Annotated in this window: 11 protein-coding genes; 9 read left to right on the top strand and 2 right to left on the bottom strand. The window is 65.7% G+C overall.

Annotated features, from left to right (window positions below):
* Nucleotides 1–106: 106 nt before the first annotated feature.
* Nucleotides 107–1,054, bottom strand: a complete 948-nt coding sequence (pheA, locus tag LH407_RS08230) for a prephenate dehydratase (protein WP_322134471.1) — start codon at nucleotides 1,052–1,054, stop codon at nucleotides 107–109.
* Between the two features lie 50 nt (nucleotides 1,055–1,104).
* On the opposite strand from pheA, the gene pgm reads away from it, so the two are divergent.
* On the top strand, nucleotides 1,105–2,745 hold the full coding sequence (pgm, locus tag LH407_RS08225; protein WP_322134472.1) for a phosphoglucomutase (alpha-D-glucose-1,6-bisphosphate-dependent): 1,641 nt from the start codon (nucleotides 1,105–1,107) through the stop codon (nucleotides 2,743–2,745).
* Nucleotides 2,746–2,859: 114 nt separating this feature from the next.
* Here the strand turns inward: pgm and LH407_RS08220 are convergent, their stop codons facing one another.
* Nucleotides 2,860–3,690: a M15 family metallopeptidase gene (locus LH407_RS08220; RefSeq protein ID WP_322134473.1), complete on the bottom strand. Its 831-nt coding sequence runs from the start codon at nucleotides 3,688–3,690 to the stop codon at nucleotides 2,860–2,862.
* A gap of 175 nt (nucleotides 3,691–3,865) precedes the next feature.
* Here LH407_RS08220 and LH407_RS08215 point away from each other — a divergent pair, with 175 nt between their 5' ends.
* The 8 genes from LH407_RS08215 to LH407_RS08180 all read left to right on the top strand — a co-directional run bounded on the left by LH407_RS08215 (nucleotide 3,866) and on the right by LH407_RS08180 (nucleotide 14,590).
* Nucleotides 3,866–5,584: an MDR family MFS transporter gene (locus LH407_RS08215; protein WP_322134951.1), complete on the top strand. Its 1,719-nt coding sequence runs from the start codon at nucleotides 3,866–3,868 to the stop codon at nucleotides 5,582–5,584.
* 45 nt (nucleotides 5,585–5,629) lie between these two features.
* The gene (locus LH407_RS08210) at nucleotides 5,630–7,372 is read left to right on the top strand and encodes an MDR family MFS transporter (protein WP_322134474.1); all 1,743 of its coding nucleotides are present in this window, start codon (nucleotides 5,630–5,632) and stop codon (nucleotides 7,370–7,372) included.
* 34 nt (nucleotides 7,373–7,406) lie between these two features.
* On the top strand, nucleotides 7,407–8,651 hold the full coding sequence (locus LH407_RS08205) for an ABC transporter substrate-binding protein (RefSeq protein WP_322134475.1): 1,245 nt from the start codon (nucleotides 7,407–7,409) through the stop codon (nucleotides 8,649–8,651).
* Between the two features lie 199 nt (nucleotides 8,652–8,850).
* Nucleotides 8,851–10,110 carry an ABC transporter substrate-binding protein gene (locus LH407_RS08200; RefSeq protein WP_407650549.1) on the top strand — a complete coding sequence of 420 codons (1,260 nt, stop codon included), beginning with the start codon at nucleotides 8,851–8,853 and terminating at the stop codon, nucleotides 10,108–10,110.
* 79 nt (nucleotides 10,111–10,189) lie between these two features.
* Nucleotides 10,190–11,176: a carbohydrate ABC transporter permease gene (locus LH407_RS08195; RefSeq protein WP_322134477.1), complete on the top strand. Its 987-nt coding sequence runs from the start codon at nucleotides 10,190–10,192 to the stop codon at nucleotides 11,174–11,176.
* The gene (locus LH407_RS08190; RefSeq protein ID WP_322134478.1) at nucleotides 11,173–12,084 is read left to right on the top strand and encodes a carbohydrate ABC transporter permease; all 912 of its coding nucleotides are present in this window, start codon (nucleotides 11,173–11,175) and stop codon (nucleotides 12,082–12,084) included. Before LH407_RS08195 ends, LH407_RS08190 begins: the two co-directional genes overlap by 4 nt.
* A gap of 28 nt (nucleotides 12,085–12,112) precedes the next feature.
* A complete protein-coding gene (locus LH407_RS08185) occupies nucleotides 12,113–13,531 on the top strand; it encodes a GH1 family beta-glucosidase (RefSeq protein ID WP_322134479.1) in 1,419 nt (472 codons plus the stop codon).
* A gap of 33 nt (nucleotides 13,532–13,564) precedes the next feature.
* On the top strand, nucleotides 13,565–14,590 hold the full coding sequence (locus tag LH407_RS08180) for a LacI family DNA-binding transcriptional regulator (RefSeq protein ID WP_322134480.1): 1,026 nt from the start codon (nucleotides 13,565–13,567) through the stop codon (nucleotides 14,588–14,590).
* The last annotated feature ends 6 nt before the right edge of the window (nucleotides 14,591–14,596 follow it).

The following is a 14,596-nucleotide window of genomic DNA, read 5'->3' as shown; positions in this document are numbered from 1 at the left end:
TGCCAAATGGCTGCTATTTGCTGCGTCAGAGCAGCCATTTGGCAACACTCGGCGAGGTGGGGGTGGGTGAGGTGCAGGTGCAGGTGAGGTGCAGGTGCAGGGCGCGCTACGCGGGCTCGCCCGAGATGAGGGCGCGAAGCCAGTCGCGGGCGTCCACGAAGGACTCGTTGCTGTAGCGAGGGGACACCGAGATGGTCTGCTTGTCAGCGCGCGGGTAGCTGCCCAAAAACACCACCTTGGGGGAGAAACGCTTGAGACCGAGGAGCGCATCCGCCACCCGCTCGTCGAGGATGTGGCCATCCAGGTCGATCACGAACCGATAGCGACCCAGCGCGTCCCCGATGGGGCGCGACTCGAGGAGGCTCATGTTGACCCCTCGGGTGGCGAACTGCTCGAGCATTTCGAGGAGGCGGCCGGCCGTGTCATCCGGAAGCTCCGCGATGATCGAGGTCTTGTCGGAGCCGGTGGGTTCCGGCAGGGTGCGTGTGCGGGAGACGAGCACAAAACGAGTCACCGCGTTCGGGTTGTCGCCGATACCTTCGGCGAGCACGGTGAGGTCGTGGTACTCGGTGATTCCGGGTGGTGCGACCGCGGCATCCGCGAGTGAGCCATCGAGCAAGGATGCCGCGGCAGCCACGTTCGACGTCGCCGGAATGTGCCCGTGCCCTGGCAGGCTGGCCTCCAGCCACTTGTGGGTCTGCGCGTAGGCGACCGGATGCGCGTTGACCACCTTCACGTCGGCGAGGGTGGTTCCGTGCCGGGCGACGAGCACAAAGTTCACGGGCACCAGGTATTCGCCGATGATGCGCAGCCCCGGGATGGTGGCGAGGGCATCCTGCGTCGCACTCACGCCGCCCTCGATGGAGTTCTCGATCGCGATCATCGCGCCGACGCTGCGACCCTCGATGACGTCGGAGAGCGCTTCGCCCACGTTGTTGACGGGGCGCCAGGCCTTGCCCGCGGCTTCGGGAACCTGCTTGAGCGCAGCCTCCGTAAAGGTGCCAGCGGGGCCGAGGTAGGAGTAGGTATCGCTCGCTTCGGTCGTCTCTGGCATGACCCAGAGTTTAGGCGGTGCTCTGCGCGCACACCTGCCAGACTTGCTGCATGAACGATCGCGCAGGGCAGCCGGCCGAAGCATCCGACCTCATCGATGTGCACGAACTCGTGCAGGCCTATTTCGACAGGGTTCCGGATGTCACGAACCCGGCGCAGCGCGTCGCGTTCGGCACGAGCGGCCACCGTGGCTCCTCCCTCGACACCGCTTTCAATGAAACCCACATCGCGGCCATCACGCAGGCGATCGTGGAGTATCGGGCGAGCCAGGGCATCACGGGCCCGCTTTTCATCGGCAAGGACACCCACGGGCTCTCCCGGCCCGCCGAGACGACGGCGCTCGGGGTGCTCGTCGCGAACGGCGTCGAGGCTCTCGTCGACGAATTCGACGACTGGGTGCCGACGCCGGCGCTCAGCCACGCGATCATCGCGTATAACGCCGCGGGGCACGACGAACAGAGTGACGGCATCGTCATCACCCCGAGCCACAACCCGCCGCGCGACGGGGGCTTCAAGTACAACCCGCCGCACGGTGGCCCGGCCGACAGTGACGCGACGGGGTGGATCGCCAACCGCGCAAACGAGATCATCGAGGCGGGCAGCGGCGACGTGAAGTGGGCCGAGCCGTCCGCGGTGGCCACCTACGACTACCGCGGAGCCTACGTCGATGACCTCGTGAACATCATCGACATGGACGCGATCGCGGGAGCGGGCATCCGGATCGGCGCTGACCCGCTCGGCGGCGCGAGCGTCAACTACTGGCAACTCATCGCTGAGCGGTACCACCTCGACGGGGCGGACGGCCGCAGCAGTCTCACGGTTGTGAACCCGTTGGTCGACCCCGCGTGGGGTTTCATGACGCTCGACTGGGACGGCAAGATCCGCATGGATCCGTCCTCCCCCAACGCGATGGCGTCGGTTGTCGCGAAGGCGGGCGACTTCGACATCCTCACGGGAAATGACGCCGACGCCGACCGCCACGGCATCGTGACCCCGGATGCTGGGCTCATGAACCCCAACCACTTCCTGGCTGTCGCCATCCAGTACCTCTATACGCACCGCCCGCAGTGGAGCCAGGATGCCGCGATCGGCAAGACCCTCGTGTCGAGCTCGATGATCGACCGGGTCGCGGCATCCCTCGGGCGCAGGTTGTGGGAGGTGCCTGTCGGCTTCAAGTGGTTTGTGCCCGGCCTCGTTGATGGCAGTGTCGCCTTCGGCGGTGAGGAGAGTGCGGGTGCGAGCTTCCTGCGCCTCGACGGCACGGCCTGGACGACGGACAAGGACGGCATCCTGCTCGCGCTCCTCGCGAGCGAGATTCGTGCCGTAACCGGAAAGTCCCCGTCTCAGCTGTACGCGGAGCTCGTGGCACAGTTCGGCGATCCCGCGTACGAGCGCATCGATGCCGCCGCGACCAAGGAGCAGAAGGCACGCCTTGGCAAGCTCAGTGGCGACGACATCGCCGCGACGGAACTGGCGGGCGAGCAGATCACGGCGAAGCTTTCGCACGCTCCCGGTAACGGTGCCGCGATCGGCGGCGTCAAGGTGACCACCGAGAACGCGTGGTTCGCGGCGCGCCCCAGCGGCACGGAGGACGTCTACAAGATCTACGCGGAGTCGTTCCTCGGGCCGGATCACCTGAAGCAGGTACAGGCCGAGGCGAAGTCGATCGTGGACGCCGCCCTGCAGGGCTGACGACGGTCATCCCAAATGCAGGACAATCGAAGTCGATTGGCCACAGCATCCGGATTCCGGCACCGGATGTGGCGAGTCTCCTGTATTTGGGATAGCGCTGGGGTCAGTTGAGGCTTAGTACGTGGGGGCCGGCGGTAGCCCGAAGAACTCCTCGAGGGTCTTCACACCGGTCGTGTGCATCTCGGTCGCGAGCTCCACTCCCACGTAGCGCAGGTGATACGGCTCGTACTCATAGCCCGTGATCGGGGTCATGCCGTCCTGGTAGCGCACGATGAATCCGAACCGATACGCGTTCTCCGCGATCCACTGCGCGTGTGGCGTAGCGCCCCAGCACGGCTCGAGGGCGCAGCCCTGATCGGGGAGCGCATTCACGTCGATGGCGAGGCCGGTCTGGTGCTCGCTGTGGCCCGGCCGTGCGCTCGTGAGGTCGGCGGCCTCCTGACCGAGACTCGACACCCATCCGGCGTACACACTCTCCTGCACCGAGTAGCTCCGGTAGGCGCTCTGTGCCTGAAGTTCGAGTCCCGTCTCGGCGGTGATCGCGTCGAACATCTGCACCGCGGCGTCAGAGGCGGCCTGTCGGAGGTAGGGCTCGTTGATGAAGGGGACTGGCACCGCAACGATGTCGGTCGCCTCGTAGCCGAGCACGGTGATGGGGCGCTGTTTATTCACGACGACCCAGTAGCTCGACGGGTCGTCGATGGACTGTGCGGTGCGATCGAACGTCGGCGTGGGAGTGGGAGTCGGGGTCGCACTCGGCGTCGGGCTCGGGGTGCGGCTCGGGGTGGTCGTGGGCACCGGGGCCGGAGGCGACGGACGCAGCAGCAGGATGCCCGCGACGATCGCCGCGACGGCGACGACGCCGATCGCACTCGCGATCACGATGGTCCGCCTACGACGCACGGCCTTGGAGGGCCGGCGGCGGGGACGCAACGCCTCGGTCATCCGTCGATACTACGGCCCGGGCATCCCGTGGACATCAGCGGTGCGCAGGGTGTAAGTTTGCACTCTACGCAATCTTTTGGAGATCACACCACCCATGTCCAGCTCTCCCTCCTCGAGTAAACCCACCTCACGCGGCAAGCAGCAGGCGCAGGCCATCGCCGACGCCGGCGGTGTCATGACCCACCGCCAGATCCTCCTTGTCATCGCCGGCCTCATGGCTGGCATGTTCCTGTCCTCGCTAGACCAGACGATCGTCGGCACGTCGATGCGCACCATCGCCGATGACCTCGACGGCCTCAGCCTGCAAGCGTGGGTGACAACCGCCTACCTCATCACCTCCACCATCGCGACACCCATCTACGGCAAGCTCAGCGACATCTTCGGCAGGCGCCCGCTGTTCATCATCGCGATCGTGATCTTCCTCGCCGGTTCGCTTGCCGCAGGCTTCGCGGGGTCGATGTACCAGCTCGCGATCTTCCGCGCGATCCAGGGCCTCGGTGCCGGCGGTCTGCTCGCGCTGCCCCTCGCGATCATGGGCGACATCCTTGCCCCGCGGGAGCGCGCCAAGTACCAGGGCTACTTCCTCGCCGTGTTCGGCATCTCGAGCGTCGTCGGCCCGCTCGTCGGCGGACTGTTCTCCGGCACCCCCGAGATCCTTTTTGTCGCCGGGTGGCGCTGGGTGTTCCTCGTCAACCTGCCCATCGGCGTCATCGCCCTCGCGATCGTGACCCGCTTCCTCCACATTCCTCACCACAAGCGTCCCGTTCGCATCGACTGGTGGGGTGCTGCCACGGTGGTGCTCGCCCTCGTTCCCCTTCTGCTCGTTGCCGAGCAGGGGCGTGAGTGGGGTTGGGACTCGATCGGCGCGTTCGTGTGTTACGGACTCGGCGCGATCGGTATCGCCGCCTTCATCCTGAGCGAGAAGCTCATGGGGGATGACGCGCTCATCCCGTTGAAGCTCTTCCGCAACCGCACCTTCTCGACCGTCACGGTGCTCGGCATCCTCGTCGGCTTCGGAATGTTCGGCGCCATGATGACCATCCCGCTCTACTACCAGCTCGTGAACGGCGCGACGCCGACGGAGAGCGGATTCCTCATGCTCCCCATGATCTTGGGGCTCATGATCTCCTCGATCGTGAGCGGTCAGGTGATCTCGCGCACGGGTAAGTACACGGTGTTCCCGCGGACCGGAACAGCGCTCATGCTCGTCGGCTTCACGTGGCTGACCTTCCTCACTGCCGACAAGCCCGTGTGGTTCATGATGATCGGCACGTTCTTCATCGGCCTCGGACTCGGTCAGCTCATGCAGACACTCACGATCGCGTCGCAGAACTCCGTCGGCCCCCGCGATATCGGCGTCGCCACGAGCTCGTCGACCTTCTTCCGCCAGATCGGTGGAACGCTCGGTGTGGCTGTGCTGTTCTCGGTGCTGTTCTCCCGCATCCCGGAGACCATCGCGACGGCGTTCGCCAGCCAGCAGGCGAAGGATGATCTCGCCGCCGCGCTCGCAGACCGCTCCGTTCTCGCGGATCCCGCCAACGCTGGTGTACTCAAGGTGCTCCAGGAAGGCCAGGACGGTGGGTCGCTCGGCAACGCGCTCAACGGGGACACGTCGTTCCTCAACGGTGCCGACCCGCGTCTAACGGCGCCCTTCCTCGAGGGCTTCAACAACGCGACGGTCACGGTGTACTGGGTCGCACTCGCGGTGGTGGCGGTCGCCTTCATCCTGAGCTTCTTCCTTCGCCCGGCCCCGCTGCGGCAGAAGTCGGCCCTCCAGGAGGCAGCGGATGCCGAGGCCGCCGTTCAGGCGGATCTCGCGGCCGCGCAGACCGGCGCGCTCGTCGCGCCCGTCGCCGCGGAGACCGGAGAGGACGACTCAGCGACACAGCGGTAACTCGATGTACCGTGGCACGACAACGACGTACCCAGGAGCCCGGCCATGTCCAAGAGTTCTCAGCGCAAAAAGCGCGCGCTGCGACGAGAAGATGTCACGCAGTCGCTGACGGCGTCGACCGTCATGACGCGTCGGCAGCTGATTCTCGTCTTCGTTGGACTCATGGCCGGGCTGTTCCTGTCGTCGCTCGATCAGACGATCGTGAGCACGTCGATGCGCACCATCGCCGACGACCTCGACGGGCTCACCCTGCAATCGTGGGTCGCGACGGCCTACCTGATCACGTCGACGATCGGCACCCCGATTTACGGCAAGCTCAGCGACATTTTCGGCAGGCGTCCACTCTTCATCGCGGCGATCGTCATCTTCCTCATCGGGTCGGCGGCGGCCGGTTTCGCCGACTCGATGTACCAGCTCGCGGGGTTCCGCGCCATCCAGGGCCTCGGCGCCGGTGGTCTCATGGCGCTGCCGCTCGCGATCATGGGAGACGTGCTCGCCCCGCGCGAGCGCGCACGCGCCCAAGGCATCTTCCTCGGAGTGTTCGGCCTGTCGAGTGTCGCCGGGCCTCTCTTGGGTGGGGTGTTCTCGAGCCAACAGGAACTCTTCGGCCTGGACGGCTGGCGGTGGGTCTTCCTCCTCAACGTGCCCATCGGGCTCGCCGCACTCGCCATCGTTCTGCGCTTCCTCCGCCTCCCCCACACCAAGCGTGAGGTCAAGATCGACTGGTGGGGCGCCGCCGCCGTTGTGGTCGCCCTCGTCCCCCTCCTCGTGGTGGCCGAGCAGGGTCGCGACTGGGGATGGGCCTCCCCGGGCGCCCTGCTGTGCTACGTCGTGGGGGTCGCCGGCATCGTGGCGTTCATCCTCATCGAAATGCGCATGGGGGACGACGCGCTCATCCCGCTCGCGCTGTTCCGCAACCAGACGTTCGCGATGGCGACGATCCTCGGTGTGTTTGTCGGTTTCGGGATGTTCGGCTCGATGCTCACCGCACCCCTCTACCTCCAACTGGTCAACAACTCTTCCCCGATGGTGAGCGGCCTGCAGATGCTCCCGATGCTTCTGGGGCTCATGATCGCGTCGATCGTGACCGGTCAGATCATCGGGCGTACGGGTCGCTACGGGGTGTTCTTCCGCACCGGCATGGTCGCCCTCACGCTCGGTTTCCTTTGGCTCACGTTCCTCACGGCAGACAAGGGTCCGCTGTGGGTCATGACGGGCACGTTCATCATCGGACTCGGCTTGGGTCAGCTGCTGCAGACGCTCACGATCGCCTCCCAGAACTCGGTTACGGCTCGCGATCTCGGAGTCGCGACGACCGCATCGACGTTCTTCCGCTCCCTCGGCGGAACACTGGGTGTCTCGATCCTGTTCTCGATCATCTTTACGCGGCTTCCGGATGCCATCGAAGCCGCCGCGGACAGGCCGATCATCAAACGAGCTCTCATCGACGCGCTCGCCTTCGACCCTCAGGTGCGCACCAACCAGGCGAACCAGGCGATCATCGACCTGTTCGATGACGGAGTCGGTGGCACCGCGGCGGAGGACGCGTTCGACAGCAACTCGAACTTCCTGCTGTTCGCCGACCACCGCCTCACCGCACCGTTCCGCGAGGGTTTCAACGATGCGGCGGTGAGCGCGTATTGGGTTGGCTTCGCGGTGATGGTCATCGGCCTCGCGATCAGCTTCTTCATCACGACCGCGCCACTCCGCGACAAATCGGCCATCGATGAGGCTGCGGATGATGCTGCAGCGGCCGACGCTCCCGCCAAGGTTCCCGCCGCTCGATAGACCATATTCCGCATCACGCATACAAGGGAGTGACGTGTTCCATCACCGCCGAATCGCCGTAGCGGCCGCAGCATCCGCGCTCATTCTTCTCGTCGTCGGTTGCGCTCCGGCGGCCGAGGACGAGACGACCGGGGATCCGCTCACGATCACCACCTTCGGTGACATCGGCTACAGCGACGCGCTCTTCGCACAGTTCACGAAGGAGACGGGCATCGAGGTCGTTCACACGATCACAACTCCCGACAAGGCACGCTCTGGGATCTTCCAGAACATCGGAGAGGGTGGGCTCGCCGACGTCGAGGCCATCGACCTGACCTGGATTCCCGATCTGTTGCCCTACACGAGCGACCTCGCGCCCGTGTCATCCGACCTCATCGATCGTTGGCTCCCCTGGAAGGTCGCGAGTGCGACGGCGGCTGATGGCACCCTGTTCGCCTACGGTGCGACGATCGACCCGCAAGCGATCTGCTACCGCAGCGACCTCTTCGAACAAGCCGGACTCCCCACCGATCCGGCGGCTGTTGCCGCGCTCTTCCCGAGCTGGGACGCGTTTTTCACCGTCGGAGCGCAGTACACCGCGACCACGGGTGAGCCCTTCGTGGACTCGATCACACCGATCGTCGACGGCATGATCAACCAGCTCCCGGTGTCCTACGAAGAACGCGACGGAACCGTGGTTGCAACCACCAATCCCGCTGTGCGCGAGGTCTACGACTCGGTTGTCGAACGAGCTTTCCCCATCGCGGCATTCTCCAAGCCGGACGGGTGGGAGTGGGCGTTGGAGATGGATGAGGGCGGGTACGCGGCCATGTTGTGCGGTGCCGAGATGCGGGCATCCATCCCCCAGATCGCGCCCGATATCGACACGTGGAGTGTCGCGAACACCTATCCCGGCGGCGGCATGAATACCGCAGGAACCTTCCTCGTGGTTCCCGCGACGGGCGACCGAGTGGAGGATGCCCAGGCCCTTGCCGCGTGGTTGACGCTGCCCGAGAACCAGCTCGCCGCCTACCGCAATGCCAAGGTGTTCCCCAGTACACCCTCGGTGTTCGCCGAGCCGGTGATCACAAACACCAAGGACCTCGACTTGAGCGACGCGCCCATCGGACAGATCTCCGCCGATCGCGCTCTCGCGATCACGGAACTCACCGTGCGCGGCCCGGGGTTCTTGCGTTACCACGATGCCCTCGTCAACATCGCGGCGCGTGTGTTCGACGGCCACGAGTCGGCACCCAGCGGTTGGGACAGTTGGGTGGCCGAGGCATCCGTTCTGCGGTAGTCCTCAAGATTTTTTTCCGGGCGGCACTTCCGCGAGTTTCCGCGGGATTCTCATGAAGCAAGCGCTTGCGTTCGTGGGAGCGCTCCCATCCGCGTGTTGACAGGGATCGCGCCTCGTGTTTACTCTGAGCCGCGTCGCTGTGGGAGCGCTCCCACGGCGGAGCAGGACAGCACGACTTCCCATCCACGCACACAAAGGAGTGACCGTGAGAACCTCACGACGCACCGTGGCCGCAGCAATCGCTGGAGCCGCAACCATCGCAATCATCGCCACCGGATGCGCGCCCTCGGGCGACTCTGACGCTGGCGGCACCACACAGCTGACCCTCGCGACGTTCAACGATTTCGGATACACCGACGAGCTCCTCGCCGAGTTCACCGAAGAGACCGGCATCGAGGTCATCCACAACAAGGCGGCGACCTCGAACGACGCTCGCGCCAACTACTTCCAGAAGCTCGGCAAGTCCGGGCTCGCCGACGTCGAGGCAGTCGAGATCGACTGGTTCACCGAGGCCATGCAGTACTCCGACCTCCTCGCCCCCGTGCCCGACGACCTCAAGGGCCGCTGGCTCGACTGGAAGGAAGCGGCCGCGACGGATGCCGCCGGCAACCTCATCGCGTACGGCACCGACATCGGCCCGCAGGGAATCTGCTTCCGCAGCGACCTCTTCGCCGCGGCGGGACTGCCGAGCGACCGCGAGGCCGTCGCCGAGCTCTTCCCGACCTGGGATGCCTTCTTCGAGGTGGGCGCCCAGTACACGCAGGCCACCGGCAAGCCGTTCATCGACTCCGCGAACTCTGTGCTGCAGGGCATCGTCAACCAGCTCGAGTTCGCCTACGAGGAGCCGGACGGCACGATCATCGCGACCGAGAACCCCGACATTCAGGATGCCTACAACACGGTCGTCGAGAAGGCCATCCCGATCTCGGCCTTCCCCGCTCAGTGGAGCGAGGACTGGAACGCCTCGATGGCTAACGGTGAGTTCGCGGCCATGCTGTGCCCCGGATGGATGCACGGCATCATCTCCGGCAACGCTCCCGACATCACGGGCTGGGACATCGCCGACGCGTTCCCCGGTGGCGGCGGAAACTGGGGCGGCTCGTACCTGACGGTCCCCGCCAACGGCGCCAACGTCGAGGCGGCCCAGCAGCTCGCTGACTGGCTCACCTCGCCGGAGACCCAGATCAAGGCCTTCCTCAACGCGGGAACCTTCCCGAGCCAGCCCGACGCCTACACGGACGAGGCGCTCACGGGCTACACCAACGAGTACTTCAACGACGCCCCGACGGGTGAGATCGGAATCGACCGCGCGGAGGCCGTGACCGTCTCAACCTTCAAGGGCCCGAAGTACTTCCAGTTCCACGACGCGCTCCAGAACGCGGTGACCCGAGTCTTCGACGGACTCGAGACGCCGGAGCAGTCCTGGGACACCTGGGTGACCGAGGTCTCGGCCTTCTAGTCCCCACCACGACGGGGGTGCGCGCCGTTCCCTTGCGGCTCGCACCCCCGCTCGCTCCCCCCATCGACAGGAATCGCCCGTGACCACCACCCAGCCCCGAGTCATCTCGTTCTCGCAGCGCCTCAGCAAGTGGGACGTGAAGTTCTCCCCGTATCTCTACATCTCGCCGTTCTTCATCCTCTTCGCCATCGTCGGCGTCTTCCCGATCGTCTTCACCGCGGTGATTTCGTTCATGGACTGGGATCTGGTGCGCGGCTCCGGCACGTTCGTTGGCATCGACCAGTACACCTGGATCCTTCAGCAGCCGCACTTCTGGACAGCGCTGCGCAATACCTTCAGCATCTTCCTGCTCTCGACGGTTCCCCAGCTCGTGCTCGCGATTTTCATCGCCACGATGCTCGACCGCAATATCCGCGCCAAGACGTTCTGGCGCATGAGCACCCTTCTGCCATACGTCGTGGCCCCGGTCGCGGTCGGCCTCATCTTCACGGTGATCTTCGCGGACAAATTCGGCATCGTGAACACCAACCTCCAGGCCATCGGCCTCGACCCAATCCCGTGGCACTCCGACCCGTTCTGGAGTCACGTCGCGATCGCCACTATGGTCAACTACCGCTGGACGGGCTACAACGCCCTCATCCTCCTCGCGGCGATGCAGGCCATCAACCGCGACTACTACGAGGCCGCCACCGTCGACGGCGCTGGCGCGTTCCGTCAGTTCTGGAGCATCACGCTTCCCTCGCTGCGCCCGACCCTCATCTTTGTCGTCATCACCTCCACCATCGGTGGCTTGCAGATCTTCGACGAACCTCGTGTCTTCGACCAGTTCGGTCGAGGTGGCGCCGGCCAGCAATGGTTGACGATCTCGCTGTACCTCTACGACATCGGTTGGGGCCAGTGGAACTTCGGCCGGGCTGCCGCCATGGCCTGGATCCTGTTCCTCATCATCGTGGCCATCGGCCTCATCAACCTGCTCGTCACGCGCACCCTCCTGCGCACGGAGGGCACCCGATCCCCGGTCGAGAAGTCTCGCCGCAAGCGCACACAGAAGGCGGTAGCCCGATGAGTATCGGCACCAATCCTCCCCTCGCAATCGTCGAGGAGGGCATCCCGAACGCGCGGCAACGCAAACGCGGCGCCCGCACCATCCGGATCCGCGGAATGCGACCGAGCCTGTGGGTCTACGTCGGGCTGGGCGTCGTTTTTGTGGCCTCGGCGTTCCCCTTCTACTTCTCGTTTCTCATCGGATCGGGGGATGCCTCGACCCTCCGCGACCCCGGATTCTTCCCGGCCGGCAACTTCATTGCCAACGCACTCAAGGTCATGAGCGATCCCGCGGTCAACTTCTGGGCCGCGTTGTGGAACAGCATCTACAGCTCCGTTCTCATTGCCGTCTCGGTTGTGATCTCCTCGACCCTCGCGGGTTGGGCATTCGCGAAGCTGCGGTTCGCCGGCGGTAGTGGGCTCCTGGTGTTTGTCGTCGCGACGATGGCCGTGCCGCTGCAGCTCGGTGTCGTTCCGCTCTACATCCTCTTCGCGGAGCTCGGTTGGACCGGTCAGATCGGCGCGATCATCATCCCCGCGCTCACGAGTGCTTTCGGGGTGTTCTGGATGACCCAGTACCTTCGTCAGGCCGTACCGGACGAGCTCATCGAGGCTGCGCGCATGGACGGCGCATCCATGATCCGCACGTTCTGGACGGTGGGCGCCGTCGCCGCACGCCCCGCGGCGGCGATGCTCTTCCTCTTCACCTTCGTGACCGCGTGGAACAACTTCTTCTGGCCGTTCATCGTGCTCGACCGACAGAACCCGACCCTCCCCGTCGCGCTCTCGCTCCTCCAGTCCAACTACTTCGTCGACTACTCGATCGTGCTCGCGGGTGTCATCCTCGCGACCATCCCCCTGCTGCTGCTCTTCGTGTTCGCCGGCCGGCAACTCGTCAGTGGCATCATGGCCGGGGCAGTGAAAGGCTGAGATGACCTCCGTAACAGAAGGGCGTCAGATGCCGACCACCGCTTCGCGCCGTCAATTCCCCACCGACTTCCTCTTTGGTGCGGCCGCCTCCGCCTATCAGATCGAGGGCGCGGCACACGAGGACGGCCGCACCGATTCCATCTGGGATGCGTTCTCACGCGTCCCAGGCGCGGTGGTCGGCATGGAGAACGGCGATGTCGCGTGCGATCACTACCACCGGTACCGCGACGACGTGAAGCTCATGGCGGACCTCGGGCTCGACTCGTACCGCTTTTCGACGTCGTGGGCGCGGGTGTGCCCGGACGGCGGGCCGGTCAACCCTGCGGGCATCGACTTCTATTCGCGACTTGTCGACGAGTTGCTCGAGCACGGGATCCTGCCGTGGCTCACGCTCTACCACTGGGACCTCCCGCAGGCGCTCGAGGATCAGGGCGGATGGCCGGCTCGCGATACCGCGTACCGTTTCGTCGACTATGCCCTCGCCGTCCATGACGCCTTGGGTGATCGCGTGAGCAACTGGACCACCCTCAACGAGCCGTGGTGCGCATCGTTCTTGAGCTACATCGGAGGCGAGCACGCGCCGGGACGACAGGATCCGGCGGCAGGCCTCGCGGCCGGTCACCACCTCCTTCTCGGGCACGGTCTCGTCATCGAGGAACTGCGACGCCGCGACCCGGAGCTCTCCCTCGGCATCACCCTCAACCTGACGGTCGCCGATCCCGTCAACCCCGAGGACCCCGCCGACGTCGATGCGGCTCGACGCATCGACGGCCAGTTCAACAGGTTCTTCCTGGACCCGATCTTCCGCGGTTCCTACCCGGCCGATCTGCTCGCGGATGTCGCGCACCTCGGTTTCGACGAGGTGGTGCACCCCGGCGACCTCGCGACCATCGCAGCGCCCATCGACCTTCTGGGCGTGAACTACTACCACGGTGAACTCGTGGGAGGGCATCCGCCGACGGGCGCCACCATGACCACTCAGGCCCCGAGCGAGCGCCCGAAGCGTTCCCCGTTCCCGGCCGCGGAAAACGTGCACTGGCATTTGCGCGACCTGCCGCTCACGGCGATGCAGTGGGAGGTGCAACCGGAGGGACTCACGCGACTGCTGCGCCGTGTTCACGACGAGTACACGGGGCCGGCCGGCACCGTGCTCGCCGTGACCGAGAACGGCGCAGCCTACGACGACGTTGTGGCGGAGGATGGCGCGATCCCCGATGACGATCGCGTGGCCTTCCTCGAGGATCACCTCGAGGCGATCCTTGACGCCATCGACGAGGGTGTCCCCGTGCGGGGCTACTTCTACTGGTCGCTCATGGACAACTTCGAGTGGGCGTGGGGCTACGACAAGCGGTTCGGTATCGTGCGGGTCGATTACGCCACTCAGGAGCGCACGCTCAAGGACAGCGCTCTCGCGTACCGCGCGATCATCGCCGACCGTGCGCTCTGATCGCGTCGCACCCACTAGCTAGACTCGACGCTCATGACGACTGAGGTGCCGACGCGACGGGAAGCGCCGACGCTCGAAGCTGTCGCCGCCGAGGCCGGGGTCTCCCGATCGACGGTCTCGCGCGTCGTCAACGGGTCCGTGCATGTGAGCCCCGATGTGGTGCTCGCCGTCAATGCAGCAATCGAACGGCTCAACTACATCCCGAATCGGGCGGCCCGGTCGCTCGCGAACCGTCGAACGATGGCGATCGCGCTCGTTGTTCCGGAAGACGCGCAGCGGTTCTTCGGCGACCCGTTCTTCTCCGAGATCATGCAGGGCATCACCAACGTCATCGAGGACAGCGACTACGTGTTGAACCTGCAGCTGGCACGCCCCACCGCGCCGTCGGCCAAGACGATCCGCTACCTCCTCGGCGGCAATGTCGACGGAGCGATCGTCGTGTCCCACCACTCGGGAGACGAGTTCTTCACAACGCTCGACTCGACCATCCCGGTGGTCTTCGGTGGTCGGCCCTTCCACCCGGATGCTCACGGCAACAGCTTCGTCGACGTCGACAACGAGGCGGCCGGCGCACTCGGCACGCAGCACCTCATCGACCTCGGCCGGCGGCGCATCGCGACGATCTCCGGCCCATCGAACATGCAGGCAGCCCTCGACCGGCACACGGGGTGGCGCCGAGCCCTCGAGGATGCCGGGCTCGACGCATCCCTCGTCGCCACGGGTGACTTCACCATGGCGGGCGGCGCCGCTGCCATGCGCGAGCTCCTGGATCGGGAGCCCGCGCTCGACGGTGTGTTCGTCGCGAGCGACCTCATGGCCACCGGGGCGATCTCGGTGCTGCGCTCGCGCGGTAGGCGCGTGCCCGAGGATGTTGCGGTGGTCGGCTTCGACGACAGCCCAGCCGCCACGAGCGGGGAAGTCGGCATCACGACGGTCCACCAGCCGTCGCGGCAGATGGGCACGGAGATGGCGCGGATGCTGCTCGATCTGCTCGACGGTGTGCCGACCGAGCGCGAGCGTGTGCTCCCCACCCGATTGGTGATTCGCGACAGCGCGTAGGCTTAA

It is taken from the genome of Antiquaquibacter oligotrophicus (assembly GCF_020535405.1).
Lineage (GTDB): Bacteria > Actinomycetota > Actinomycetes > Actinomycetales > Microbacteriaceae > Rhodoglobus > Rhodoglobus oligotrophicus.
This window is presented reverse-complemented; position numbering and strand designations above follow the sequence as displayed.

Bases quoted from the DNA above. Each gene is read 5' to 3' on its own strand.
- pheA (WP_322134471.1), bottom strand. From the start codon at position 1,054: ATGCCAGAGACGACCGAAGCGAGCGATACCTACTCCTACCTCGGCCCC.
- pgm (WP_322134472.1), top strand. From the start codon at position 1,105: ATGAACGATCGCGCAGGGCAGCCGGCCGAAGCATCCGACCTCATCGAT.
- LH407_RS08220 (WP_322134473.1), bottom strand. From the start codon at position 3,690: ATGACCGAGGCGTTGCGTCCCCGCCGCCGGCCCTCCAAGGCCGTGCGT.
- LH407_RS08215 (WP_322134951.1), top strand. From the start codon at position 3,866: ATGACCCACCGCCAGATCCTCCTTGTCATCGCCGGCCTCATGGCTGGC.
- LH407_RS08210 (WP_322134474.1), top strand. From the start codon at position 5,630: ATGTCCAAGAGTTCTCAGCGCAAAAAGCGCGCGCTGCGACGAGAAGAT.
- LH407_RS08190 (WP_322134478.1), top strand. From the start codon at position 11,173: ATGAGTATCGGCACCAATCCTCCCCTCGCAATCGTCGAGGAGGGCATC.
- LH407_RS08185 (WP_322134479.1), top strand. From the start codon at position 12,113: ATGCCGACCACCGCTTCGCGCCGTCAATTCCCCACCGACTTCCTCTTT.
- LH407_RS08180 (WP_322134480.1), top strand. From the start codon at position 13,565: ATGACGACTGAGGTGCCGACGCGACGGGAAGCGCCGACGCTCGAAGCT.